Source organism: Cyanobacterium aponinum PCC 10605 (assembly GCF_000317675.1).
In the GTDB taxonomy this organism is placed as follows: Bacteria; Cyanobacteriota; Cyanobacteriia; order Cyanobacteriales; family Cyanobacteriaceae; genus PCC-10605.
Genome location: NC_019776.1, coordinates 467,237 through 492,146, shown reverse-complemented (window position 1 = coordinate 492,146; position 24,910 = coordinate 467,237). Strand labels below are relative to the sequence as shown.

At 36.8% G+C, this 24,910-nt stretch carries 21 protein-coding genes and 1 tRNA gene; 9 read left to right on the top strand and 13 right to left on the bottom strand.

What is annotated here, in order from left to right:
- Positions 1-108 precede the first annotated feature (108 nt).
- The gene (locus CYAN10605_RS01970; RefSeq protein WP_015218259.1) at positions 109-1,791 is read left to right on the top strand and encodes an alpha/beta hydrolase; all 1,683 of its coding nucleotides are present in this window, start codon (positions 109-111) and stop codon (positions 1,789-1,791) included.
- Positions 1,792-1,944: 153 nt separating this feature from the next.
- Here CYAN10605_RS01970 and CYAN10605_RS19495 read toward each other — a convergent pair whose 3' ends face one another.
- From CYAN10605_RS19495 to CYAN10605_RS01945, 6 genes are all read right to left on the bottom strand, one after another.
- Positions 1,945-2,238, bottom strand: a complete 294-nt coding sequence (locus CYAN10605_RS19495; protein WP_306302775.1) for a hypothetical protein — start codon at positions 2,236-2,238, stop codon at positions 1,945-1,947.
- Between the two features lie 24 nt (positions 2,239-2,262).
- On the bottom strand, positions 2,263-3,501 hold the full coding sequence (locus CYAN10605_RS01965) for a phytoene desaturase family protein (RefSeq protein WP_306302774.1): 1,239 nt from the start codon (positions 3,499-3,501) through the stop codon (positions 2,263-2,265).
- Positions 3,502-4,587: 1,086 nt separating this feature from the next.
- Positions 4,588-4,800 carry a hypothetical protein gene (locus tag CYAN10605_RS01960; RefSeq protein ID WP_041922401.1) on the bottom strand — a complete coding sequence of 71 codons (213 nt, stop codon included), beginning with the start codon at positions 4,798-4,800 and terminating at the stop codon, positions 4,588-4,590.
- Between the two features lie 347 nt (positions 4,801-5,147).
- Positions 5,148-5,723: a CPBP family intramembrane glutamic endopeptidase gene (locus tag CYAN10605_RS01955; protein ID WP_015218257.1), complete on the bottom strand. Its 576-nt coding sequence runs from the start codon at positions 5,721-5,723 to the stop codon at positions 5,148-5,150.
- 93 nt (positions 5,724-5,816) lie between these two features.
- The gene (locus CYAN10605_RS01950; RefSeq protein ID WP_015218256.1) at positions 5,817-6,293 is read right to left on the bottom strand and encodes an NUDIX domain-containing protein; all 477 of its coding nucleotides are present in this window, start codon (positions 6,291-6,293) and stop codon (positions 5,817-5,819) included.
- A gap of 422 nt (positions 6,294-6,715) precedes the next feature.
- On the bottom strand, positions 6,716-8,311 hold the full coding sequence (locus CYAN10605_RS01945; protein WP_015218255.1) for a flavin monoamine oxidase family protein: 1,596 nt from the start codon (positions 8,309-8,311) through the stop codon (positions 6,716-6,718).
- A 146-nt stretch (positions 8,312-8,457) separates the two neighbouring features.
- On the opposite strand from CYAN10605_RS01945, the gene cobM reads away from it, so the two are divergent.
- Together cobM and CYAN10605_RS01935 are read left to right on the top strand one after the other, a co-directional pair.
- Positions 8,458-9,243: a precorrin-4 C(11)-methyltransferase gene (gene cobM, locus CYAN10605_RS01940; RefSeq protein WP_015218254.1), complete on the top strand. Its 786-nt coding sequence runs from the start codon at positions 8,458-8,460 to the stop codon at positions 9,241-9,243.
- Between the two features lie 241 nt (positions 9,244-9,484).
- Positions 9,485-10,696, top strand: coding sequence for an RNA-guided endonuclease InsQ/TnpB family protein (locus CYAN10605_RS01935; RefSeq protein WP_015218253.1), 1,212 nt, complete (start codon positions 9,485-9,487; stop codon positions 10,694-10,696).
- A 17-nt stretch (positions 10,697-10,713) separates the two neighbouring features.
- On the opposite strand, the gene CYAN10605_RS01930 is transcribed toward CYAN10605_RS01935, so the two are convergent.
- The 5 genes from CYAN10605_RS01930 to CYAN10605_RS01910 all read right to left on the bottom strand — a co-directional run bounded on the left by CYAN10605_RS01930 (position 10,714) and on the right by CYAN10605_RS01910 (position 15,550).
- Positions 10,714-12,300: a site-2 protease family protein gene (locus CYAN10605_RS01930; RefSeq protein WP_015218252.1), complete on the bottom strand. Its 1,587-nt coding sequence runs from the start codon at positions 12,298-12,300 to the stop codon at positions 10,714-10,716.
- A gap of 169 nt (positions 12,301-12,469) precedes the next feature.
- Positions 12,470-13,363 carry an N-acetylmuramic acid 6-phosphate etherase gene (gene murQ, locus CYAN10605_RS01925; RefSeq protein ID WP_015218251.1) on the bottom strand — a complete coding sequence of 298 codons (894 nt, stop codon included), beginning with the start codon at positions 13,361-13,363 and terminating at the stop codon, positions 12,470-12,472.
- Between the two features lie 88 nt (positions 13,364-13,451).
- The gene (locus CYAN10605_RS01920; RefSeq protein WP_015218250.1) at positions 13,452-13,991 is read right to left on the bottom strand and encodes a DUF8196 domain-containing protein; all 540 of its coding nucleotides are present in this window, start codon (positions 13,989-13,991) and stop codon (positions 13,452-13,454) included.
- A gap of 108 nt (positions 13,992-14,099) precedes the next feature.
- Positions 14,100-14,480, bottom strand: a complete 381-nt coding sequence (locus CYAN10605_RS01915; protein ID WP_015218249.1) for a DUF3110 domain-containing protein — start codon at positions 14,478-14,480, stop codon at positions 14,100-14,102.
- A gap of 167 nt (positions 14,481-14,647) precedes the next feature.
- A complete protein-coding gene (locus tag CYAN10605_RS01910; protein WP_015218248.1) occupies positions 14,648-15,550 on the bottom strand; it encodes a D-alanyl-D-alanine carboxypeptidase in 903 nt (300 codons plus the stop codon).
- A 71-nt stretch (positions 15,551-15,621) separates the two neighbouring features.
- On the opposite strand from CYAN10605_RS01910, the gene CYAN10605_RS01905 reads away from it, so the two are divergent.
- Positions 15,622-16,272 carry a lysophospholipid acyltransferase family protein gene (locus CYAN10605_RS01905; RefSeq protein ID WP_015218247.1) on the top strand — a complete coding sequence of 217 codons (651 nt, stop codon included), beginning with the start codon at positions 15,622-15,624 and terminating at the stop codon, positions 16,270-16,272.
- Between the two features lie 421 nt (positions 16,273-16,693).
- Positions 16,694-20,287: a transcription-repair coupling factor gene (gene mfd / locus CYAN10605_RS01900; protein WP_015218246.1), complete on the top strand. Its 3,594-nt coding sequence runs from the start codon at positions 16,694-16,696 to the stop codon at positions 20,285-20,287.
- A gap of 601 nt (positions 20,288-20,888) precedes the next feature.
- Here the strand turns inward: mfd and CYAN10605_RS01895 are convergent.
- Positions 20,889-20,960: transfer RNA gene (locus CYAN10605_RS01895), tRNA-Lys, on the bottom strand.
- A 152-nt stretch (positions 20,961-21,112) separates the two neighbouring features.
- Between CYAN10605_RS01895 and CYAN10605_RS01890 the strand changes: the two genes are divergently transcribed.
- The 4 genes from CYAN10605_RS01890 to CYAN10605_RS01875 all read left to right on the top strand — a co-directional run bounded on the left by CYAN10605_RS01890 (position 21,113) and on the right by CYAN10605_RS01875 (position 24,104).
- Positions 21,113-22,636 (top strand): YifB family Mg chelatase-like AAA ATPase, encoded by a 1,524-nt coding sequence (locus tag CYAN10605_RS01890; RefSeq protein WP_015218245.1) that lies wholly within the window; start codon positions 21,113-21,115, stop codon positions 22,634-22,636.
- Between the two features lie 73 nt (positions 22,637-22,709).
- The gene (hetL, locus tag CYAN10605_RS01885; RefSeq protein WP_015218244.1) at positions 22,710-23,429 is read left to right on the top strand and encodes a heterocyst differentiation pentapeptide repeat protein HetL; all 720 of its coding nucleotides are present in this window, start codon (positions 22,710-22,712) and stop codon (positions 23,427-23,429) included.
- Positions 23,430-23,453: 24 nt separating this feature from the next.
- Positions 23,454-23,672, top strand: coding sequence for a DUF167 domain-containing protein (locus tag CYAN10605_RS01880; protein WP_015218243.1), 219 nt, complete (start codon positions 23,454-23,456; stop codon positions 23,670-23,672).
- A gap of 126 nt (positions 23,673-23,798) precedes the next feature.
- Complete coding sequence (locus CYAN10605_RS01875) at positions 23,799-24,104, top strand: 2Fe-2S iron-sulfur cluster-binding protein (protein WP_015218242.1); 306 nt, start codon at positions 23,799-23,801, stop codon at positions 24,102-24,104.
- Here the strand turns inward: CYAN10605_RS01875 and CYAN10605_RS01870 are convergent.
- The gene (locus CYAN10605_RS01870) at positions 24,077-24,778 is read right to left on the bottom strand and encodes a TrmH family RNA methyltransferase (protein ID WP_015218241.1); all 702 of its coding nucleotides are present in this window, start codon (positions 24,776-24,778) and stop codon (positions 24,077-24,079) included. The genes CYAN10605_RS01875 and CYAN10605_RS01870 overlap by 28 nt on opposite strands.
- Positions 24,779-24,910 lie beyond the last annotated feature (132 nt).

Below are 24,910 nucleotides of genomic sequence, written 5' to 3'. Positions count from 1 at the left end.
TATTCAAAACTCAGGTTGTGTTAATTTTTATGAGATTTGAAAATAAAACAAAAATAAGTTTTAAGATTATCTTGAAATAGTTTTATCTTCACTATATTCTTAACATTTATGATTTTCTCTCGGATTTCTTTTGGAAAAAAATTAACCGCCATCAGTCTGAGTTTTCTGTCTTTAGGTATCTTTAACGTCAAAACCAGTTATTCTGCCGACAATATCTTTTTTGTTTATAGTCCATTAATAGCTTCTTTGAGAGTAGAATCTTTAGAAAAGTTTGCGAAAGATGGAACTGTTAATCAAAATTTAGGTTTTTACCTGAATTTAGCAAGGGTAAATGAACAACAAAAAGCTGAGTTTAGAAGGGCGTTAACTACTCCCGTAAAAGTTGACCCTGTTTTATTATCTCGTATTCTTAACACCGATGAAGCAGAAAGATTACTTAATTATTTTGGTTCAGTCATTAATATCCGAGGAGGAAGTAACGGAAAATTTTTGTTGCGAGGGGCGTTAATCAAATCCGCAATGGAAGAAGATGGTTTAACCCTTTTAAATGTCTTGCGTAATTTAGCGGTTGACATTCAAATTAATATTCCCCGAATTCTTAACTATAGCGAGCAAATTAACTTAGTAGTTAATGGTAGTGATTTGTTTGTCGATGAAGTAGCAAGATTAGGTGAAAAAGAAGCTGAATTATCTGAACCTGTTGACTTTAGTAAATTGACGGACATTCGTCAATTAGGATCATTTTCTGTGACTAATTCTCGTTTAAATCTTCTTGATTCCACCAGAAATAGAGAACTATACGTAGAAATTTTCCAACCAGCAGAATTAAAAGGTGAAAATATCCCTGTAGTTATTTTTTCTCACGGATTAAGTTCTCGCCCTGAAGATTTTAGCCGATGGGCAACTCATTTGGCTTCTTATGGTTATGTGGTGGTTTTACCCCAACACCCGGGCAGTGATACACAGCAAACAGAAGATTTCTTAGCTGGTTTCTCCCGTCAAATATTTCGTCTCAATGAGTTTATCGATCGCCCTTTAGATATTACGTTTGTATTAAATGAATTGACTCGTTTAAATAATCAGCAATTTGGTGGAAAATTAAACCTTGAAAGCGTAGGAGTGGGGGGGCATTCTTTTGGAGGTTATACGGCTTTGGCTGTGGCGGGGGCAAAAATCAATTTTCAACAATTAGAACGTAGTTGTAATTTAGAAATTGGTAATCTTAATACTGCTCTTTTACTGCAATGTCGTGCTTTACAACTACCTAGAAAAGATTATAATTTCCGAGATGAAAGGGTAAAAGCAGTATTTACTATTAACCCTGTTAATGCTTCTATTTTTGGCATTGACGGATTAAATAATATTGATATTCCCCTGTTTGTAGCTGCAGGTAGCTATGATCCTGCTACTCCCTTTGTTTTTGAACAGGCAAGGACATTTCCTTTTTTAACAGATCAAAATGTTTATTTACAACTACAAGAAGGACAAGCCCATGTTGATTTTTCCCAACTCGATGCAGGTATTACAGACTTAATCGAAACGGTGGGAAATTTAACTCTACCTTCTCCTTACCTACTGGATGAATATACTAACTCCATGACGTTAGCTTTCTTTCAAGTGCATTTAAGAAACGAAGAAGACTATCGAGTCTTTTTACAATCTAGTTATGCTCAATATTTGAGTCAAGGACAAGATTTTAAAACCTTTTTAATTACATCTCAATTTTTACCTGAGTTGAGGGATAAATACAAACAATTTTTGATGGACAACTATGACCTTATTTTCCGCTAGAGAAAAAATTTTGGGATTGCTTAATTGTGACACGAAACATTGTTGATTTACTCTAAATATCTAACACTCAAAATATTATTACCGTTGCCCATTCCCATTATCTATTGTTTATTCCTTACCCCCGATCTAAACTAAAAATTATAGCTTAATTCACTAATGCCAAAATTTCCATTGTTGGAAAATATTTGCCACAGTATTAGCTGTCATAATACCACTGGCGGCAACGGCAGGAACACCTATTCCGGGAAAAGTAGAGTCACCACAGCAATATAGATTTTTTACAGGAGTTGTAGCAGGGGCAAATAAAGATTCTCCTGCTTTCCATGCGGCACCATAAGTACCCCTATAACGTCTTAAAAAGCGTTCATGGGTTAAAGGTGTACCAACTAATTTCACTTCCCATCGCTCTTTTATATCTGGAATAAATCGGGCTAGGGCTTCCCACATAGGTTGCGATCCCGAAGGGATCTGCTACGCAGCACGCATCTCTTTCATTTCCTGATATTCTGGACTATTGGGATTCAAATCTGCCCATAATTCATAGGGTTCTGTAGCGGGGGTATAAACATGAATAGAGTGTTTACCCAGAGGTGCTAAAGAAGAATCTAAAAGAGAGGGAATCGAAACGGCAATCACATTTTGAGGAGCGGTAACTCCCCTTTGCCAATCATTAACAATCATGTGATGACAAGGTAAATCATTAGGAATATCTTTTCCGTCAATCCCCAAATGAAGGTGCATAAAACTAGGATTAATGGGAGTTTTTTCGCTTTTGCTTCTAGATTCAGAATCTAACATCCCTTCGGGAATAAGAGCTAAAGTATCCCAAATGGAGGCATTGGAAATAACAGCCTTAGTTGCTTTAATTTCTTCATCATTGCTTAATCTCACCCCTTTAGCTTGATTATTTTCAATAATAATTTCTGCCACATGGCTAGATAAAATTAACTCACCACCATTTTTTTTCAAACCTCTAATCAAAGCATCGACAATGGCTTCACTTCCCCCCACTGGATAATCAAGAGTGACATCAGGGCGATACCATTCCGCAAACATAAACGCCATTTCTGCCGCCGAAGTGCCATGGGCAGGTAAGCCAGATAACATAAAACAGAGTAAATCTAACCAATTACGGATAAATTCATCTTCCACCACCTCATCCATAATCGCCCCAAAATTACCTGTTAGTTTTTTCGCAGAAAATAGAGAAGGAATCATAGAGGAAAAGTGCGGAAAAAGAGTAAAAACTGCCCCTAAGTCATAACGAAAGGCTTGAACAGGAATAGCCATAGAAGCCTCTCCCAAAGGTTTCATCACCTCTTGCAACTTACGCCATTGTCTTCCTGCTTCTTCTCCCCGTAACTGCAATAATAGATTATGAAAATTATCCGCACCCACTGCAATATCAAAATAGCCTTCAGGCAACCAACATCCCCAGTTGTCGTAGTTTTTCCACTCAATATCTTCCCCAACGAGGTCTAAAACTTGCCGTAAAGGATTACTTGATGGAGAATAAGATAAACCCGAATAAAGAGAAGGACCTGAATCGAATTTAAAACCCTTATAGCGGAAACCGTGGGCGCATCCCCCAGCTAAATTATGACTTTCACAGACTAAAACATCATAGCCATACTTAGCCAAAATTGCACCGCAACATAAGCCACCCAAACCACTCCCAATAATAATGATTTCTCTTTTTCTACTCATCATTTGTATTTAGGGGTTGATGAAAAAGTGATGTCAGGAGAGTAGACAATAAAAGAACAGACAACAGTATTTATAATTGACATAAACTGCAGTTAAATTTAAATTGATTTTAAATATATTTTTCCTAAATTTAATAATTTTTTTGTGGAAAGTTTTGTCTATTATAGGTCTCAACTCCTTATTTTTCAACACTTTTTTCATCTAACTCAAGGGTTAGCTTACGCAAAAGTCTATGATTTATTTAGCTCTTCTATAGCAGGGTTTTTTCAAAGTCAGGGCGAAATTATCTTGCCCTCACCCCCAACCCCTCTCCCACAGTAGAGGGGAGCGTTTTTTCTTAATAATTGATTAATTAATACTTAAAAACTCCTGTATTTGTTCTGACGGGGAGACAATGAAACTGCAGTGAGGGTAGGTTTTAGGTTTCAGGTTTCAGGTTTTAAATACATAAACAGTATTTTATATTTACGAAATAAATAGCCAGACATATTATCTCAAAATGTTGATAATCCAATAGTTTTGCCTATTATTTGAACCATTGAGTAAATAGAGATAATGATAAATATTAGTGGAGACAAAACCTAACACCTAACACCTGCTACCTGCTACCTATAAGGTTTTTAGAGTTATTGTCCCCCCTTAAGGTATCTGTTACTATTTGTTAACCTGAGTTTTGGATAAGCTGAAAGCATCCCAACTCGCAGTCAGAAAACCTTATGGTTTCTTAGAAATAACGATAAAATTGCCTTAATCCGAACTGACTTAAACAAGGGGCTTAAGCCCCTTGCTAAAAACCCCTACCACCTGCAACCTGCAACCTGACACCTGACACCTAACCTTATCAGATATTCTTAAACCGAACTGAGGTTATTTGTTAGTTTCAAAAATTGACATTTTTGAGAATGAAAAAACCCTGCTTCTATAGTGAGCATGACAAAATACTACAAAATAACTGCTATAAACTTTAACTGACAAGGCTTTGCTCAGAACAAAAATGTAATTGCTATAAATTAACAACTTTAATTAAACTTGAAACATAACACCCTTTTTTTCAGAAAAAATTTATCGTATTCAACGTGAGACAGCCATTTACTTTGTATCTTCATACTCTTTTTGTCTTTCGTCTTTTTCCTGCTTAATTCCTTGATAGGTAAAGCCTAAAACAAAACCTAATACTCCTCCGCCAATAATGACGATATTACGACGATGTACTCGTTGAGAAATTTCTGAGACTGCTAAACCCAACATTAAGCCAATTAAAGCAGTCATAATTCCAGAAAAAAGCATTATTTTTAAATTCATATTCCCTCTTTTATTTTAAGTTTTATAAATTTTGAATAACTATTATTTTTCTATAAAAGTGTATATTTACATTATAAATTCTAAACAAAGAAGAACGAGTAAAGTAATAACAATATGGTGAAAAAAAATAAAATATGATTTAACCAATCATCAAAATTCCAGTCTTTAAACATTGAAAAATTCTCCTTTTGTTATATTGTTTAATTACGTTTTGTGAAGTTTTGAGCTTAAAGATTTTAGTTTAATATAACACTCCTAAATCATTTGTAAAAAAATCAATTATCACCTCAGTTCGACATAAAATTATCGGTGGAGGTGACACCTTAAATATTTTTGAGTAACATCCATTAAGGATGCTTTAATTTCCAGAGCAAACTAGAAACAAAATTAGTTAAACTGTGAGCAACAATCGGTACTAATAAATTACCTGTAATATAAGCACTGTAACCTAACACAAAGCCGATAATAATTGCCCAAACAACATAATGCCAACTGCTAACTTCACTCCAGTGTAAAATTCCAAAAAAGACGCTAGAAAGGATTAAAGCTAACCAATCATAACCAAAAGCAGGAAGCATAACTCCTCTGAATAATAATTCTTCACTTAATCCGGGGAGTAAACCCACCCAAATTAAATCGGCCAAAATTAGGGGAGAAATAATTAAATTTAGGTATTTTTCGGCACTGTGACGATAATCTTCCCATACTCTAGTTAAAATACTACTAGCAAGAATAATTGCGATCGCAATTAAAACTCCCATGGAAAAGTCATGAAGATTAAATTTGACTGGGATGAGATTTATTTTGCCTAATCGTTGCCATATTTGAGAGATGATGAGGAGAATTAAGGCGGTAATGCCCATAAATCCTAATATTTGTGTCCTAGTAAAAGAGTTTAAATTTGGTTGATTGCTTTCTGTCATGAACAATAAAAGGTAATGATATAGTCATGGATTTTTGATCCATTGATTAAAAGAATTTTAACTACTATTTTTTAACTCCAGCAGATTTTATAGTTAGGTGTTACTTTTTTTAATTTTTGGTAGAGGGCGAGTAGGAAAACAGATTCCTTTAGAATTGAAGTTGAGACGATAATTAAGATAGTCTTGTAGAATCAAATCATGGTCAAAGCAGAGATTAGAAGGTATTTTCTCAATGGGAAATATAGCTAAATTTTTGGCATCATCAGCAGGTATTGGTTGCCCCACTGCTTCAGCAATAAAAACAACACTCAAAGTATGTTTACGGGCATCTCTGGAAGGGTCAGAATAAACATATAACAAATCAAGAAGCTCAATATCAAGACAAGTTTCTTCTTTTGCTTCTCTAATCGCTGTTTCTTCCACTGACTCTCCATAATCCATAAATCCCCCCGGTATTGCCCACCCTAAAGGTTCATTTTTCCTTTCAATAAGAACGATAGGACGAGAATCATGGTCTTTTAATTCAATAATTATATCTACGGTGGGAGCAGGATTTATATAATTTGTCATGTTATTCTTTACTTTTTTATTTCCTGTAATTATAAGAAATATTTAAACTTAGTTAGGCATAAGAATATAAGATGGAGGCAGGTTTCAGATGTCAGAGTGTTGGGGGATTGGGGTGTTAGGGTTAGTGTTAATGTTAATTAAATACTTTTGCCCTCCCCCTCTCGAGGAGAGATAAAGGGGCAGGGCTGTTTCATACTAAAATCTTTGTTTAAGAGGGAGTAATAAGTAACGAGTAATGAGTAATGAGTAATAAGTTTTGATAATTTATTATGATTAATTGATTATTTCAAGATTTTTTATTCTTACTTAAAATCTGCAAGTCAAAAATCCCCCCATCTCCCTCTCCCCTTATCTCCCGCTCTTTTTTCTTTCTCGAAAATGAAACAGCCCTGGAGATAAAGGGGGGGTTTGCCTCTTGCCCCTTACTCTTTGCCATATAAAGCCCACTCAATTAAATCATAAGCACTACGAATCGCTCCTTCTTGCCATGCAGGAAGATGACTACACCAATCCCCAGCGAAGGCAATACGTCGATCGCACCTTGTAATTTGATGGAAATATTGGTTATATTTTTCAGGAGTCCAAGCCATCCAAGGGGAGTAAATATAGGGGATATTTTGCCAAGCAATCGTCATCAGATGACTAGACTCAGATTTTATTTGTGGATGAATGCGACTGGCTAATTCTTGTACCGCTAGACAACGAATATCAGGAGCGATTTTCCCGAGGGCTTCTCCATATTCCAACGCACTATAGGCTAACACTAATAAGCCTCCATTTTGTTCTAAAAAACCATTATTGGGATACCAAATTTGTTGAATAGGTAGATTAGTAAAAGTAATTCCTCCGTAAATCCCTAAATCTTCCTCCCAAAAACGTCGTTTCATCCATCCTGCAACTTTTACGGCAAATCTAGGAGGTAGAGCTTGAAACGCCTCTAGCCAAGCATCTCCCACATCAATACGCATATTTTTTAAAACAGGAGGTTGAGCAGTAATCACGATGCGATCGCATTTTAATTGAAAAGTTTGCCCAGAATCATTAGTAAGTGAACCTTTCAGGGTTACTCCCCCTTCATCTTGGACTATTTCTTCCACCCCATGATTGAGACGAATACAATCCCCCAAAGCCGACTCTAAAGCGCTAACTAAACCATCATTACCCCCTTCAATTTCAAACATTGTTAACTGCTCATCAATTACATCAGGGCTACGGCGAGGGTCATCATACCATAATCTCAAACCCAAAATCTGTTCCAACTCCAAAGCAGGGCAAGATTTTCCCTTATCATGGCGCCCCCCTCTTATTAGTTGATAGCCATTTTTTCCATCTTCTTGATAATTACCCTTTTCATCAACTCCCCCAAAAGTTTGTAACCAGTCATTTAAGGCTAAAGCCAAATCATGCGGTAAAGATTCTTGTAAATTAAGACTTGTAGAACCCTTAAAAGCTAACTCAGAGAGCCTTCCTAGCCCATCAAACAGCACCTGTCTATTTTTGACAAAAATATCCTGATTCGTCTGAGGTAGCCAACGGTGAAGCAAAGCACCCCGATTCAGAGTAAAATAAGGACGTAATGATAAACCAAAACGACGACAATAATGTAAAACAGCCCGATGATGATGAGAAATCCGCCCCGGCCCCGCATTAAAATATTGTCCAGAGGGTAAATTACATTTTTGAGCAGGAAAACTCTCTTCTTGGATTAATTCCCCTGGGCGAATAGTTAAATTTCTGCCCCCGCATCGAGATGATGCCTCTAAAAGAATAACTTTCGCACCTCTTTCCTTCAACTCCAAAGCCAAAACTAATCCTGCAATTCCCGCCCCCACAATCACAACTTGAGGATGATTGCCATTACTTATAGAAGGTATATCAGGAGGTTCACCCTTATCAGAGACAATATTATGTCCCCCTAATTGCCGTAATAATTCTAACCCCACCCCAACACCATACTTATTTTCCACAAGAGAAAGTAAGTCAGCAATAGTTTTTGTGATTGTAGTTTGCGAAGACATTTGATTTGCTGTTTTTATCAAAATTCAAGACCGAATAATGGTAAATTTGACCCAAAATATTATTTTCTACTCTCAAAATACATTAATTACTATTCAATAGAAAATAATTTTATCTTTAGCTAAACCTTACTTAACTATTTAACTGTATGACAGTATATTTTATTGGAGCAGGCCCCGGAGACCCAGATTTGCTAACCCTAAAAGCCTACAAAATTCTACAATCAGCTGATGTTATTTTATATGCAGATTCCCTTGTACCAAAACAAATTTTAAAAGATACTAAAGAAAATGCAGAGTTAATCGCCACGGGCAATAAAACTTTAGAAGAGATAATACCCTTAATGATTAAAAAAGAAAAACAGGGTTTAACAGTGGTGCGATTGCAGTCAGGAGATTTATGTTTATATAGTGCCATTCATGAACAAATGAGATTGTTAGCAGAAGCAGATATTCCCTTTGAGTTAATCCCCGGAATCAGTGCCTATCAAGCGGCGGCGGCAAAAATTGCTAGTGAATTGACGATTCCCGATTTAGTACAAACAATTATTTTAACGAGGGTAAGTGGTAAGGCTTCTCAAGTACCAGAAAAAGAAGAATTAGAGAAATTAGCCGCCCACGAAGCCAGTTTATGTCTATATTTAGCCGCCCGTCATGTGGAAAAATCTCAAGAGGATTTACTAAAACATTATCCTGCCGATACTCCTGTGGCTATTTGTTACCGGGTGGGGTGGGAGGATGAAAAAATCATTATTGTGCCTTTAACAAAAATGGCTGAAACTACCTATGATTATGGTTTTATTCGCACTACTCTTTATCTTATTAGTCCTGCATTAAAAATACTTCCTCAGCAACAATCTTTAAAAGGGGAGTCATACCAATCGAGATCAAAACTTTATAATCCTAGTCATAATCATTTATTTCGACCTCGATAGTGAAAATAACTTCAGTTCGGTTTACGAATATTAGATAAGGTTAGGTATCAGGTGGCAGGTGTCAGGTTTAACTTGATGTCGAAAGAAGTTCCACGCCTAGTTTTCCACAAAAAAGACAATTAAACGCGGCGTGTGGATGAATTTCGACCAGTAAATAAAATCGACCGTAGGGAGTCCACATAAAACAGAAATAATGAGTTATAATGAATTTATTGACAACCCTAGTTAGCAATAAACCTCAATGCACAGAGCAATAAAAGTCAGAATCTATCCCAACAAAACCCAAGCCAAGAAATTATCTCAGGTTATGGGTTGTTGTCGTTGGTGGTATAACTACGCTCTAAACTTGTGCATTGACACTTATAAAGCTACAGGTAAGGCATTAAAGCAAGTAGCCCTTAATAAGTATCTCCCTAAGTTAAAAAAAGAGGAAGATACGGCTTGGTTAGGGGATTGTTACTCACAATGTCTGCAATCAACGACTCTTAATCTGACTAAGGCTTTCAAAAACTTCTTTGAAGGTAGAGCCAAATACCCCAGATACAAGTCATATCAAGGAAGACAGTCTTGCCAATATCCCCAAAATGTCTCGATAGTTGATGGATGTCTCAAAATTCCCCAACTGGGCTTAGTAAAAGCAGTTATTCATCGGATATTTGAAGGTGAGATTAAGACTGTAACAGTAAGCAAAACTCCTACTGGTAAATACTATGCAAGTATATTATTTGATACCAAACAAACATTTCCTGAAGTAACAATTACGGGAAAAGTCTGTGGTATTGACTTAGGAATCAAAGATTTTGCTATTGTTCATGATGGCAGGAAAACCAGTAAGTACGCTAACCCTAGACACATCAAAAAACATGAAAAAAACTTAGCTCGGAAACAACAAAAATTAGCCCGTAAGAAAAAAGGCTCTAAGAATAGAGAAAAAGCTCGTAAGCTAGTTGCTAAAGTTCACGAACGCATAAGCAATGCCCGTCAAGACTTCCTACACAAACTCTCAAGAAAGATTGTGAATAACAATCAAGTGGTAGTCATTGAGCAGTTGAATATCAAGGGTATGGTTCGGAATCACAACTTAGCGAAAGCAATATCTGATGTCGGTTGGGGAACATTGATCAATTTCCTAGACTATAAACTCAAGCAAAAAGGTGGGTTATTAGTAGAGATAGACAGATGGTTTCCTAGCTCTAAAACTTGCTCTCATTGTCATTATCAAATGTCTGAAATGCCATTAGAGATAAGAGAATGGACTTGTCCAAGTTGTGGTAGTCATCATGATAGAGATGAGAACGCAAGTAAAAATATTAGAGCAGAAGGCATCAGAAAAATACAGACGGATGGAACAGCCGTCTCTGCGTCTGGAGGATCGGTAAGACCAAAAGGCGGACGTAAATCTGTCTTGAGGCACGAACCTGTGAAGGATGAAGCCCACACCATAAATCTTTGATTTTGGTGTTGGGTAGTTCACAAAAGACCTATTCCTAAACGAGAAGCAAGACTAGGGGTAATAGGAATAAGAGTTGTTAGAGATAAAAAGATTAAAAATAACCCCCATCCTGCACGGCTGTCATCGGGTTCAGTTAGTTCATTTAAACTAGGTCTTTCTAAATCTCTTTGCAGGAAAAGAATAATAATAGCCCAGTAAAAGGGTAAAGAGTTGACGGGGTTAAAAATGCTCACAATTCCTAAAATGATTAATGTGCCAACAGTAGTACGACGACAAGTTTTTCTACCATAAATAGCTTGTATTATTCTACCTCCGTCTAACTGTCCTGCAGGTAACAAATTAATAGCGGTAATTACTAAGCCCAACCATCCTAAAATGGTGAAAGGATGAACTCCAATGGTATCGGCTTCTAATCCTGACTGAAAGAATAATTTTGCTAATCCTCCCACTAAAATTGAACCTCGGAAAAAACTGGTAGGAATCTCAAAACTGCTGTTGGGGGCGGAGAGAATAAAGCCCAATAATAATATACCCAGAGATACTACAAAACTGGCGGCAGGTCCTGCGAAGGCAACGTCAAATAAAACACTACGATTAGGAATTAGAGATTCAAAACGGGTAATTGCTCCAAAACTACCTATTTGTAAAGATGGCAAGAAGAAGGGTAAACTTACTTTGACTTTATTTCTCTCTGCGATAATGCGATGGGCAATTTCATGGGCGAGAAGAATAAACCATAATCCTCCTGTTAATGGTAATACTTCTGGGTAACGGTCCCAACTCCCTACTAAGTCAAATCCTAACAAAAGTGCGATCGCTTCCATACTGGTGAAAATTGTCGCTAAAAATAATACTAAAGCCAGATTTTTTTGAGCTAAAGTCAATGGTTTTGGATCGTTGGCACTAGGTAAAATAATTACAACGGGTTTTTCCTCTGGAGTTTCTACCAAAAATAAACGGTATTTATCCCCAAATTTTTCTGTTAATTTTTCTGTTAAATGGCGGTGACTATATTCTGCTTCTCCTCGTAAATTACCTTTAAAAATGACTCCCTCTTGATAGGGAATAGTGTCAATAGCAAAAAAGGTATCGATGCCAAAAATAGTTTTTATTTCTTTTAAATCTTCTTCTTGAATAGGATTAAATTCTGGTTCTAACTGTGCTAATTTTACTGGAGTAAAGTTACTTTCTTTAACGTCTTCATCTTCTTGTTTTTCTAAAGATAAATTATTTTTTTCTTGGTCTTCTGTTTCTTTTTTATCATTATTATCGGAATCAGATTCTGAGTTTAAATTAGCTTTAAAAATATTATCAATGTTAGATTTGATTTGTTCTTTTGCTTTATTTCTAATCAAAGTTCCTAAATATATATAAGTACCTGCAGACAATACTAACAAGAAAATAACCCCAATTAAATTAACATAAATTCCTAATGTTAACAGTGCGAAAAAAACTAACCAGGGGGTCATTAAAGCAAGGGATTGCAACCACGCTAAAATACCAATTTCTCCATAAGGTTTAGCCCGATTATATCCCCATAATATGATCGCTATAGCCACTACAGAAACAACAATGATAACAACGTTATCAGATAAATTAAACATAATTATTTAAAATATTTAGTAATAATAAAAATATAGGAAAAAGCTATACAAATGATTTTTTATATCAATTACAAATTAACTATTAACAATAAAAAATTTAGGATTTAAGATTTTTTATTTAACCTAACACCTGACACTTTTTTTAAGCAATAATTGGTTATACTAATTTCTAATTGTTAATTGCTTGGCGTAAATTACCGTTATTTCGGGCTAATAAAGTTTCGGCTTCTGCTTTACTTGTATTAGTCCAGTGCATTAATAATGCTAATTTTACCTTAGATCCACTCGCAGATAACAAGTTTTGGGCTTTTTCTCTATCTAAACCTGTCAAATCAGAGATAATTCTCAATGCTCTATCTTCTAATTTACTATTGGTAACGGAAACATCTATCATGCGATTACCGTAAACTTTGCCCAATTGTACCATTACTCCTGTGGAGATAATATTTAATGCCATTTTTGTTACTGTACCTGCTTTTAGACGGGTTGAACCTGCTAAAATTTCAGCTCCCGTGAGCAAACGAATATCAATATCTGCTGGTATGGATACTTGTTCTTTTGGTACACAACTCATAGCAACTGCGATCGCACCTCTTTTTTTTGCTTCCTGTAATGCTCCGTGAACATAGGGAGTTGTACCTCCAGCCGTGATACCAATTACCACATCAAGGTTGCTGATATTATGGTCAATCATAGCTTTTGCCCCGTCTTCCCGTCTATCTTCGAGAGCTTCAGAACTTTTTACTAATGCTTCTTTTCCTCCTGCGAGAATGCCCTGTACCATGGTGGGGGGAGTACAAAACGTGGGGGGACACTCCGCCGCATCTAAAACCCCTAATCTGCCGCTCGTACCTGCCCCTATGTAAAATAATCGTCCTCCCTTGCCTAATTGTTGGGCGGTGATTTCGATAGTTTGGGCAATTTCTTGACGGGAAGATGCGATCGCATCCAGGGTTTTTTGGTCTTCTTGATTAAATAAGTCAACAATTTCAAGGGGAGAAAGTTGATCTAAATTAACACTAGCTTGGTTGATTTGTTCTGTTAAAAGATGTCCTCGGTTCATTAAAAAAATTAGGAAATAAGAATTTGTAGGATAATTAGTATGTGACACCTATTTTAAGTCAACACGCACCAACAAACAGACAGTTTTCTCACCAAGTTTTCGGTTGAAATTCTGCACCATTAACAATCACAACATTCTCTCCTGATTGGGTTAAAACAAACAAACCATGACGATAAGCGTATTTATCCGCCCCTTCTTCGATTTCAATTCCAGCCACTGCCCCATATACTTGTTTTTGATTATATTCAGGGAAAAATTCTTTAAATTTCTGTAAATCTTTGATTAATTCTTTCACATTATCCACCCCTAAACTACTTTTGACCTCTACCACTAAAACATGATTCTCATTTGTCCCCAAAACATCAATTTCTAAAACTCTACCGTCGAGCTTTTTTTTCACCCTTTGACTTACTTGGTGTACAGGAATACCCCGATTTAAAAATATCGTCTCACAAGCAGGGGCAACCATATTTTCCACAAAACGCCCCCATTTTCCCCCTAAATTGCCTATTTCTTTACTCAATCTTGCAATTTGGCGATCCGTTTCTTGCATACGGCGCTCTGTTTCTTTTTGAGCTTGTGCTAATTCTGCTAGAATTTTCCAAACATCATCGGCTGTGGTTGTCATAACTATATTCTGTATTTTCAATCATCTTCTCTATAAACAATTATATATTTCATCTGAAATATACTTCATTAAGGGCAATAGGTAAAAAAACTAAATGTAGAATGCGAGTTATAACAAACCCTCAAGTTGACGGCGAATTCTCTCTAATTCAAAAGCAGACATTTGGGCTTCGGAGGAGACATCATCAGGATAATCAGCACTCTCTTTCCAATCAGTATCTTCAACATTAATTTCTGGTGGAATTTCTAACATTCCTTCTGTTACTAATTTCCACTCATATCCTGCCCCTGTGCAAAATTCCTCTATTTCTTCGCTATTAAGAGATTCAACTGTCGGACTATAAAAGTCCTGAGCTTCCAACAGTAGGGCATAACGAGTGGCATCATCTTCTGATTCAAACATTAACACCATATCTTTATTTCCGATTTGTAAAGTATGGATGCCTTCATTATCTGTACCGACATTATAAAGAAGAACGTAAACTTTCATGTATTAAACCTCCTACAAAATAAAATTTAAAATAAATTAAACACCCGATAATGTTTAAAATCTTTACTATTGCCTATTACCCGACTTCTGCAAGAAGTCTATTAATTAGTAATTAAGAATTAAGATTATAATTTCACACCAAACACCAAACACCGAAAATTAAAGGATTACTGACAACGAGAAGTAGTATTAAGAATTAGTACAATTTCATCGATCGCGCGTACTAAGGCAGTGCCAGATTGGCGAGAGTCATTGGCAAGGATACTAAAAATTAAAGTACCATATTCTCGATGATCCAAATAACCAGATAAAGCCCGAACCCCAGTTAAAGTACCCGTTTTAGCATGGACAATTCCTTGTACAGGGGTTTGCTTCATACGATTACGTAAAGTGCCACTCATCCCCGCAGTTGGTAAGGAGGCGAAAAATAAATCTCGTTGGGGACTAGAATACATAACTCGCAAAGTATCAACTAAAATTCTGGGAGTGGCGAGATTACGACGAGATAAACCAGAACCATCGGCGAAGTGAAAACCACTGGGATTAATACCCATATTAGCTAAAATTTGTTTAGCCGTTGCACCACCTCCAATGCGTTTAAGTAAAGTATCTGCATAGTAATTATTACTTCTCAAGTTAGTTACCTCAACCCACTCTTTGAGAGATTTATTGGCACTAATATTTGTTTCGGGGGCTAATCTCTGTAAAGCCGCCGCAGTGGTTAAGATTTTCATGTTAGAGGCAGGAATAAAGCCTCGATCGGCATTATAATGGTAAAGCACTTCTCCATCAGATAATCTTTCAACTAAAATCCCCCAACCACCACCATAACGTTTAATTACTTCTTCAATGGCGGGGGCGATAAAAGCATTACAAGTCCCCACGGGTTGAGACTGTTGTGGAGGTGGTACTGGTATTAAAATTGATTGAGGGGTGATAGAAGCAGGAACTGATTGAGGTATCGGTTCAAAGTTGTTCAGTTCTGGTAATATAGTCTGGGCAGAAACTGAACTCGTTGTTGTCAGAGTGAGAATAGAAAACCAATTAAGAAGATGTCGCTTTTTCGGCATAAGATTTTATTGAAAAATTAAACGCAGATTTTCAGTATTTTAACAATATCTTTATATTTGAGTAGAAAAGAATGAGTCAGGATCAAACCAATAGTCAAATAGTCAAAACTAAAAAAACAGTTTATCATCTTGTCAACTCTTTTGTGGTAAAGCCCATTTTTGGTACTTATTTTCGGGGAAAAGTGACAGGTAAAGAAAAAGTACCCCTTGAAGGTAAACTAATTATCGTTAGTAATCATGCCAGTGTTTTTGATCCTCCTTTACTTTCTGCTGGGATTCCTCGCCCTGTTTCTTATATGGCAAAACAAGAGTTGTTCACAGAGGGATTTTTTGGTAATTTAATTAAAAGTCTTGGAGCTTATCCTGTCAATAGGGAAGGATTCGATCGCAAAGCCATTCGTCAAGCGGTTTCTCTATTAGAAGAAGGATGGGCAACAGGGATTTTTATAGAAGGCACACGCACCCCAGACGGTAGAATCCACAATCCAAAATTAGGGGCAGCCCTCATCGCCGCTAAAGCCCAAGCTCCGTTACTTCCTGTTGCTTTATGTGGCACAGAAAAAATAGTGGTCAAAGGTCAAAAGTTACCTAAATCAGTGAAAGTTCATCTTAAAATTGGTGATATTATTCCTCCCCCAACCTCTGGCAAAAAAGAAAATTTGGAGACTATTACAGCTCAATGTGCCTCGGCAATTAATCAGTTAGTTGATTGTTTCGATTAGGAATTGGGAAAAAAGGGCAAACCCCCCTTTATCCCCCCTCTTGAGGGGGGAGAGCAAAGGTAGATAGTTGAGAATTAAGAATTAAAAACTAAAAATTAAGAATACTTACTACTTATTTATTACTTGTTTCCCCCTTTCCCCTCATCACCTCATCCCCCCATCCCCCATCCCTTAAATACCCTGAAACCTACCCTTATTCAATATTCTTAAACCGAACTGAGATTAATTAGTCATTAGCAATTAATTAAAACCGTTAAACCTGACACCTGAAACCCGAAGCCTGAAACCTAACTAAATCATAGATTCATCCATCGAACTGGTGCGTAACTCCTATATAATTGTTATGGAAAATGATAGTTGAAGTTACTTGCAATAGCTATCTTCGTCTTTTGCCTTGTACTTTTTCAAAGAATCTTTGTTCATGTTAAATTCTGTAATTCGTGCGATCGCATCTTCTCCCTTAACCCAAGAACTTAGCCAGAAATTAAGCCAAAATAAAAGGTTAAACTTACAAGGTGCATCCAGATTGCCGAAAGGTTTAGTAACCTCTGCCCTTGCCCAACAAGAAAATGATAACTTGCTTGTAGTTTGCTCAACCCTTGAAGAAGCGGCTCGTTGGATGGCAAATATCGAGCTGATGGGCTGGAAACAAACTTTTTTCTATCCTACCTCAGAAGCAAGTCCTTACGAGGCTTTTGATCCAGAATCAGAGATGGTTTGGGGACAGTTGCAGACCCTTTCTAGTTTGATCAATCAAGATACTACACAAAAAATAGCTATCGTCACCACAGAAAAAGCCTTACAACCCCATTTACCTCCCGTTAAAGTTTTAAAAGAATATTGTCTCTATCTGTTTAAGGGCATGACTTTAGACAGTCAGGAGATTGAATTAACCTTAACCAAAATGGGTTATGAGCGAGTTAATTTAGTGGAAGTTGAGGGGCAGTGGAGTAAAAGGGGGGATTTAATCGATATTTTCCCTGTATCCGCCGAGTTACCAGTTAGATTAGAGTTTTTTGGTGATGAATTAGAGAAAATTAGGGAATTTGATCCTGTTTCTCAAAGAAGTTTAGATGCGATCGAGTCTTTGAGCCTGACCCCGACTACATGGCAGAGCTTAATTAGTCATAACTTACCCAGCATAGAAATTATTAAACCATATTTAAGCACTTCTGAGCAAGAGAATTTAGAAAATAATATTTATCCTGAAGGGATGACTCGTTTTCTCGGCTTTGCATTTGGCGATCAAGTCTGTTCTTTATTGGACTATTTGCCCCCCAATACCATAGTTGCGATCGATGAAGTGGAACAGTGTCAAGCCCATAGCCATATTTGGTTTGAACAAGCAGAAGAAAAATATCAGCTAATAACAGAATTAAAAAACACTAATGTGGGACAGGCTTCTGTAGGACAGGCTTCTGTAGGACAGGCTTCTGTAGGACAGGCTTCTGTAGGACAGGCTTCTAGCCTGTCACCAACTTATGAAAATCAAAAAGAAATCAAAATTCATAGAGAATTTAGGGAATGTTTAGAAAGCATTAATTACCCTCAAATTTTTCTCTCAGAAATCTATACAGACACCGATAAAGATAATAAAAATAGTTTAAATTTATCCAGTCGCCCTCTACCTATTTCTCCTCATCAATTTGCTAAATTAGCAGAAATTTTAAGGGGTAAAAAAGAGATTTATAACACCATTAATTTAAGTCAATATAATAGTTGGTTGGTTTCTGCTCAACCTTCTCGCACAGTGGCTTTACTGCAAGAACATGACTTTCCTGCTCAATTTATTCCTAATCCCCTTGATTTTGGGATGATTGAAAAACTGCAAAGACAGGGTATTTCTACCGCTTTAAAATATTCAGGGCAAGCAGAATTAGAAGGCTTTATTTTACCCACTTTTCGTGTAGCAGTTGTTACCGATAGAGAATTTTTTGGACAACATAATTTAGCCACTCCTACTTATATCAGAAAACGTAGAAAAGCCGCTTCAAAGCAGGTTGATTTAGATAAATTAAGACCAAAAGATTTTATTGTCCATAAATATCATGGTATTGGGCAATTTTTAGAGTTAGAAGTTTATGAAGGGAGGGAATATTTAGTAATTAAATATGCTGATGGATTACTCAGAGTTCCTGCCGATAGTTTAGAATTAGTAAGCCGTTATCGACACACGGAAACTAAGCCACCAAAGTTAAATAAAATGTCAGGTAAAGAGTGGCAAAATGTTAAAAATAAGGTCAAAAAATCCATTAAGAAATTAGCCGTTGATTTAGTAAAATTATATGCCACTAGAAACGAGTTAAAAGGTTATGCTTATCCCCCTGATTCTCCTTGGCAAACTGAGTTGGAAGATTCTTTTCCTTATCAAGCCACCCCAGATCAATTAAAGGCAATTATTGACGTTAAAAGAGACTTAGAAAGCGATCGCCCCATGGATAGATTAGTCTGTGGTGACGTGGGTTTCGGGAAAACGGAAGTAGCCATTCGGAGTATTTTTAAAGTAGTAACGTCAGGAAATAAACAAGTGGTTTTTCTCGCACCTACTACTATTTTATCCCAACAACATTATCATACTTTAGTGGAAAGATTTGCCCCTTATCCTATCAATATTGGCTTATTAAATCGCTTCCGCACAGCGTCAGAAAGAAAAGAAATTATCCAAAAATTAGCCACAGGAGAATTAGATGTTGTTGTCGGTACACAGTTGTTATTAAGCAATAAAATTAAATACAAAGATTTAGGCTTATTAGTAGTAGATGAAGAGCAAAGATTTGGAGTTAATCAAAAAGAAAAAATTAAAGCATTAAAAACTTCTATTGATGTTTTAACCCTCAGTGCCACTCCTATCCCTCGCACTTTGTATATGTCTATCTCTGGAGTGCGGGAAATGAGCCTTATTACCACTCCTCCTCCAAGTCGTCGCCCGATAAAAACCCATATCATGCCCTTTAATCAAGAGGTGATTCGCACTGCCATTCGTAATGAATTAGATAGGGGAGGACAAATTTTCTATGTTGTGCCTCGCATTGAGGGTATGGAAAAAATTATTACCATGCTAGAACAAATGATACCTAGTTTAAGAATTGCGATCGCCCATGGGCAGTTAGATGAAGGGCAATTAGAATCAACTATGTTAGGCTTTAGTAACGGAGAGGCAGATTTACTACTTTGTACAACTATTGTGGAGTCTGGCTTAGATATTCCAAGAGTAAACACAATTATCGTCGAATCTGCCCATAAATTCGGATTATCTCAATTATATCAGCTACGGGGACGAGTGGGGCGATCGGGCATTCAAGCCCACGCATGGTTACTCTATCCCAATGATGAAATTTTGTCAGATGTTGCCAAAAAAAGATTAAGGGCTTTACAAGAGTTTTCGCAACTCGGTTCAGGGTATCATTTAGCTATGCGTGACATGGAAATAAGGGGGGTTGGTAATTTACTTGGTGCTGAACAATCTGGGCAAATGGAGGCTATTGGATTTGAAATGTACACAGAAATGTTAAAAGAAGCCATTAACGAAATTCAGGGGCAGGAAATCCCCCAAGTAGAAGACACTCAAATCGACTTGAAACTTACTGCTTTAATTCCTAACCGCTATATTGCGGATATGGAACAAAAAATGGATGCTTACCGTGCTGTAGCTACCGTTACATCTCAGAGAGAAATAAAACAAATCGAAAGTGATTGGCAAGATAGATATGGAGAAATACCCGAATCAGCAAGGGAATTATTATTAGTAGCGGAGTTGAAATTGAAAGCAAAATCCATCGGTTTTTCCCGTATTAAACCCGAAGGAAAACAAAACATTATTATTGAAACACCAATGCAAGAACCCGCATGGCTACTATTAGCAGAAAAATTACCTCCCCATTTACGCAACCGCTTTGTGTATGGAAAAAATAAGGTCATTGTGAGAGGTTTAGGTACAATGAAGCCGAGTCAACAATTAGAAAACCTCAATAACTGGTTTACCTATCTTGTCAGTGAAAATAGTAACTTGGTTTAGATTAGGAATGGGCAAAGTTAAAAGGGCAAAGGAAAAACTAAAAATTAAGAATACTTACTACTTATTTAACCTGAGTTTTGGATAAGCTGAAAGCAGACCAACTCGTAGTCAAAAAACCTTATAGCTTCTTAGAAATAACTTAGAAATAACGATAAAATTGCCTTAATCCGAACTGACTTAAACAAGGGGCTTAAGCCCCTTGCTAAAAACCCCTACCACCTGCAACCTGCAACCTGACACCTAACACCTAACCTTATCAGATATTCTTAAACCGAACTGAGGTTATTTATTACTTGTTTCCCCCTTTCCCCTCATCACCTCATCCCCCCATCCCCCATCCCTTAAATACCCTGAAACCTACCCTTATTTAATATTCTCAAACCGAACTAAGGTTAATGACACCAGAGTAATTACGAATAATCTTGAGATGACACTCGCAATATATTCGGTTAATATGAAACAGTTGATTTAAATTAGATTAAACTAGTGCTGGTAGTTACGAATATTTTAGATCCTAAATCAATTTCAAATAAATCAAACCACTAATACGAATTGACCTACAAGCATTACTTTTTATTATTCAATGCTTTTCACAAAAAAATGGGTCGCCTGAGACTCGAACTCAGGACCAATCGGTTAAAAGCCGAGTGCTCTACCACTGAGCTAGCGACCCGTTCGCCGTTTTTCACGACATTAACTAATATAACTTAGGATTTAAAAAATTGCAAGGGAATTTAAAAAAAAATTTTAGGGTTGTTATTTTTCTGTTGTTGTAATATCTTACAGATAGCAAAGAATATCAGGACTAATGAGATAGAAAAAGAGATGCTTAGTCGGGTTTGGAGTGCAACAATTATAGGTATTGAGGGAGTGAAGGTAGGAGTTGAGGTGGATGTATCGGGGGGGTTACCAAAAACAACAGTAGTCGGTTTGCCTGATACCGCAGTCCAAGAATCGAGGGAAAGAGTCAAAGCCGCTCTTAAAAATTCTGGTTTTGCTTTTCCTGTGAGGCAAATAACGATTAATTTGAGTCCTGCGGATTTGCGGAAAGAAGGACCTATTTTTGATTTACCCATCAGTATTGGTATTTTAGCGGCTTCAGAACAGGTTGATCCTACCTATTTAGAGCAATTTTTATTTTTGGGGGAGGTTTCCCTTGATGGTAGCTTAAGAGCGATCGCGGGAGTATTACCAATGGCGGTAACAGCTTCTAAATTAGGTTTTAAGGGTATTGTTGTGCCAAAAGATAACGCCCAAGAAGCCTCTGTAGTGGAACAGATAGAAGTTTATGGCTTAAATAACATTAATGAAGTAGCAGATTTTTTACAAAATCCTTCTGCTTTTTCTCCGACTATTCCCGAACTTAATTTTGATGATAGTTTTCACCAAAGTAATTATAATTTGAGAGATGTTAAAGGACAACATCATGCGCGTCGGGCTTTGGAAATTGCGGCGGCAGGAGGACATAATCTCATCTTTGTAGGACCTCCGGGGGCAGGAAAAACCATGTTAGCAAGGCGTATGGCTTCCATTTTACCGCCTTTGAGCTTCTCGGAGGCTTTGGAGGTCTCTCAGATTTATTCGGTGGCAGGATTGCTGAAAAATCAAGGAAAATTAATTCAAGAACGTCCTTTTCGCAGTCCTCATCACTCAGCTAGTGGAGTTGCTTTAGTGGGAGGGGGGTCTTTTCCTAAACCGGGAGAAATTTCATTGTCACATAGAGGGATCTTGTTTCTTGATGAGCTGACGGAATTCAAGCGTAGTGTTTTAGAATTTTTACGTCAACCCTTAGAAGATGGATTTGTGACTATTTCTCGCGCCCGTCAATCTGTTGCTTTTCCTGCTCAATTTACCCTAGTCGCAAGTACCAATCCCTGTCCCTGCGGGTACTACGGTGATACTATTCAACCTTGTTCTTGTTCCCCACGTCAACGAGAGCAATATTGGGCAAAATTATCTGGACCTCTACTTGATCGCATCGACTTACAAGTTGTAGTTAGTCGTCTAAAGCCTGAAGAAATGACTCAACAAAAAGTAGGGGAAGACTCAGAGGTAGTTAAAGAAAGAGTAGCAAAAGCAAGAATAAAAGCTCAAAATCGTTTTCACAATGCTAAAATTTCCTGTAATGCACAGATGCGATCGCAACATTTACGGGAATATTGTTCCCTCGATGATACCAGTCGAACCTTATTGGAAAATGCGATTAGAAAACTAGGTTTATCCGCTAGGGCGATGGATAGAATTCTTAAAGTCTCTCGCACCATTGCCGATTTAGCAGGAGAAAATAATATACAACCACCTCATATTGCTGAAGCGATTCAGTATCGAACCATTGACAGGATGCAATAAGTGAGTAAAATAAATGCTCAAGATCTGAGTAAGATATATAGATAAGCAGATTAAGAAAATATAATTTCGTATTATGACCATTGAAATTTCGGAAATTTTAGACCAATATAAACATGGAGTAAGGGATTTTCAAGGGATAAAATTCATTGAGGGAGAGATACTAAAAGAAGATTTAAGGGAGATTGATTTTTCAGGGGCAGATTTTCGACAAACAAGATTAGGGTTGAGCAATTTCTCTCACAGCAATTTTTCAGGGGCAAATTTAAGTGAAGCTATTTTATGGGGTACTGATTTAAGCCATAGTAATTTATCAAAAACTATTCTGAGGGATGCAGATTTAAGTAATGCTCACTTACAGGGGGTAAATTTACATAATGCAAATATAATTAAAACGATGTTTTGCGGTGCTAATTTACAAAAAGCTGATTTTTCAAATGTGATCGCAGTTGATGCAGATTTTCGTTTTTCCTATGATCATCGTACAGATTTAACCGAAGCAATATTTAAAGATGCACTGTTATGCTATGCAAATTTTTCTCAAGCATTATTGTACAAAGCTAATTTTGACGGTGCTAAATTATGTCGATCGCATCTTTGTCGTAGAATTGATAATGACGAGGTTTTAACGGATTTAACTTCTGCTAGTTTTCGTAATGCAGACATCAGCTATGCTGATTTTACAGGGGCAATTTTAATTAATGCCGACTTAACGGGAGCAGATATAACAGGTACAATTTTTGACGATGCTATTTTACATGGTGCAATTATGCCAGATGGCTCAATTCACGATTAGTACTATCAACATCTGAGTATCTCTATGAAAATTAGTGTCCAAGTAAAACCAAGATCAAAAAAACAAACCATTGAAAAAAAAGACAATGATACTTGGATTGTTAACCTTAAATCTCCTCCCGTAGATGGTAAAGCTAATCAGGAGTTAATTACCGTCATTGCGAAACAATTTGGGGTAAAAAAATCCCAAGTAATCATCAAATCAGGTTTATCTAGCCCTAAAAAAATTATTGAAATTAGTTGATTATATTTAAAATCAAGTGAAATATTGTAAAGATTACTTAATATTATCAAGTAAATTAGAAATTAGGGGATCAATGAGCATTAAGATAAAATATCGAGTTTTAAGAAAATAATCATTGTTATTGCGATGGCAAATAGTTATAAAATAAAATTAATAAATGAAGAAAAAGGCATTGATAACGTGATTGAAGTCAATGCAGATGAGTATATTTTAGATGCCGCCGAAAGACAGGGTTTTAACTTACCTTACTCTTGTCGTGCTGGTGTTTGTGTCAGTTGCACAGCAAAAATAGTTGAAGGTACCGTTAATCACGATTATGACTTCCTTAAAGATAAGGAAATTGAAGCGGGATTTTTCCTTACTTGTAAGGCTTATGCTACTTCTGACGGTGTAATCAAAACCCATCAAGAAGATGCTTTACTGGATTTATAATCTCGCTTGATTTCTCCAGTTTCCGTTAGTGGTGGATAGGGTTTTTTGTTGGCTCTGTAAGCGAGTGCGGCTTCCGGATAAGCCCACTCAAAAATAGTTTTCTCATAAATTTCTTGAGACGTTCTTAGCTGTTGATAATACCCTTTTTCTTCTCTTTGTCTTTGTGCCTCAAACAAAATAATAGCAGTGGCAACCGAAACATTTAATGATTGTGTCATGCCCATCATTGGAATACTAATATGATAGTCAGCATTTTCTAAGGCTTCTTCGCTAATACCTTTTTTTTCTGAACCTACAACAAAGGCGGTGGGTTTTGTATAATCCATCTTACGATAATCTAGGGTGCGTACTGCGCAGCAGATCCCTTCGGGATCACCCAAATGAGTTGCATAAATAGTAAAACCCCTTTTTTTTAAGTGGTTAATCCCAGTCACAATACTAGAATGCCGAGTTTGTGTTAACCATCGCTCTGCACCTGCAGTTACTTTATTGATTAAGTATAGTTTTTCTTGTTGATTATTAACTAAATGAACTTCCATCGTCCCCACCGCTTCACAACTGCGTATTATGGCGGATAAATTACGAAAGTTATTGACATTATCGGTAATTAAGGTTAAATCAGGTTGTCTTCGCTGGAGAATTCGCTTTATTTTTTCCAGTCTTCGATAGTCCATGTGTTAGAAGATAGAGTGTTCAGAGTTAGGAAAGAGTTGTCAGGTTTTAGGTTGCAGGTAGTAGGGTGTTGGGGCGGTAGGGGTTGAATATATTCAACTGCCCTCCCCCTATTTAGAGGGGATAAAGGGGGG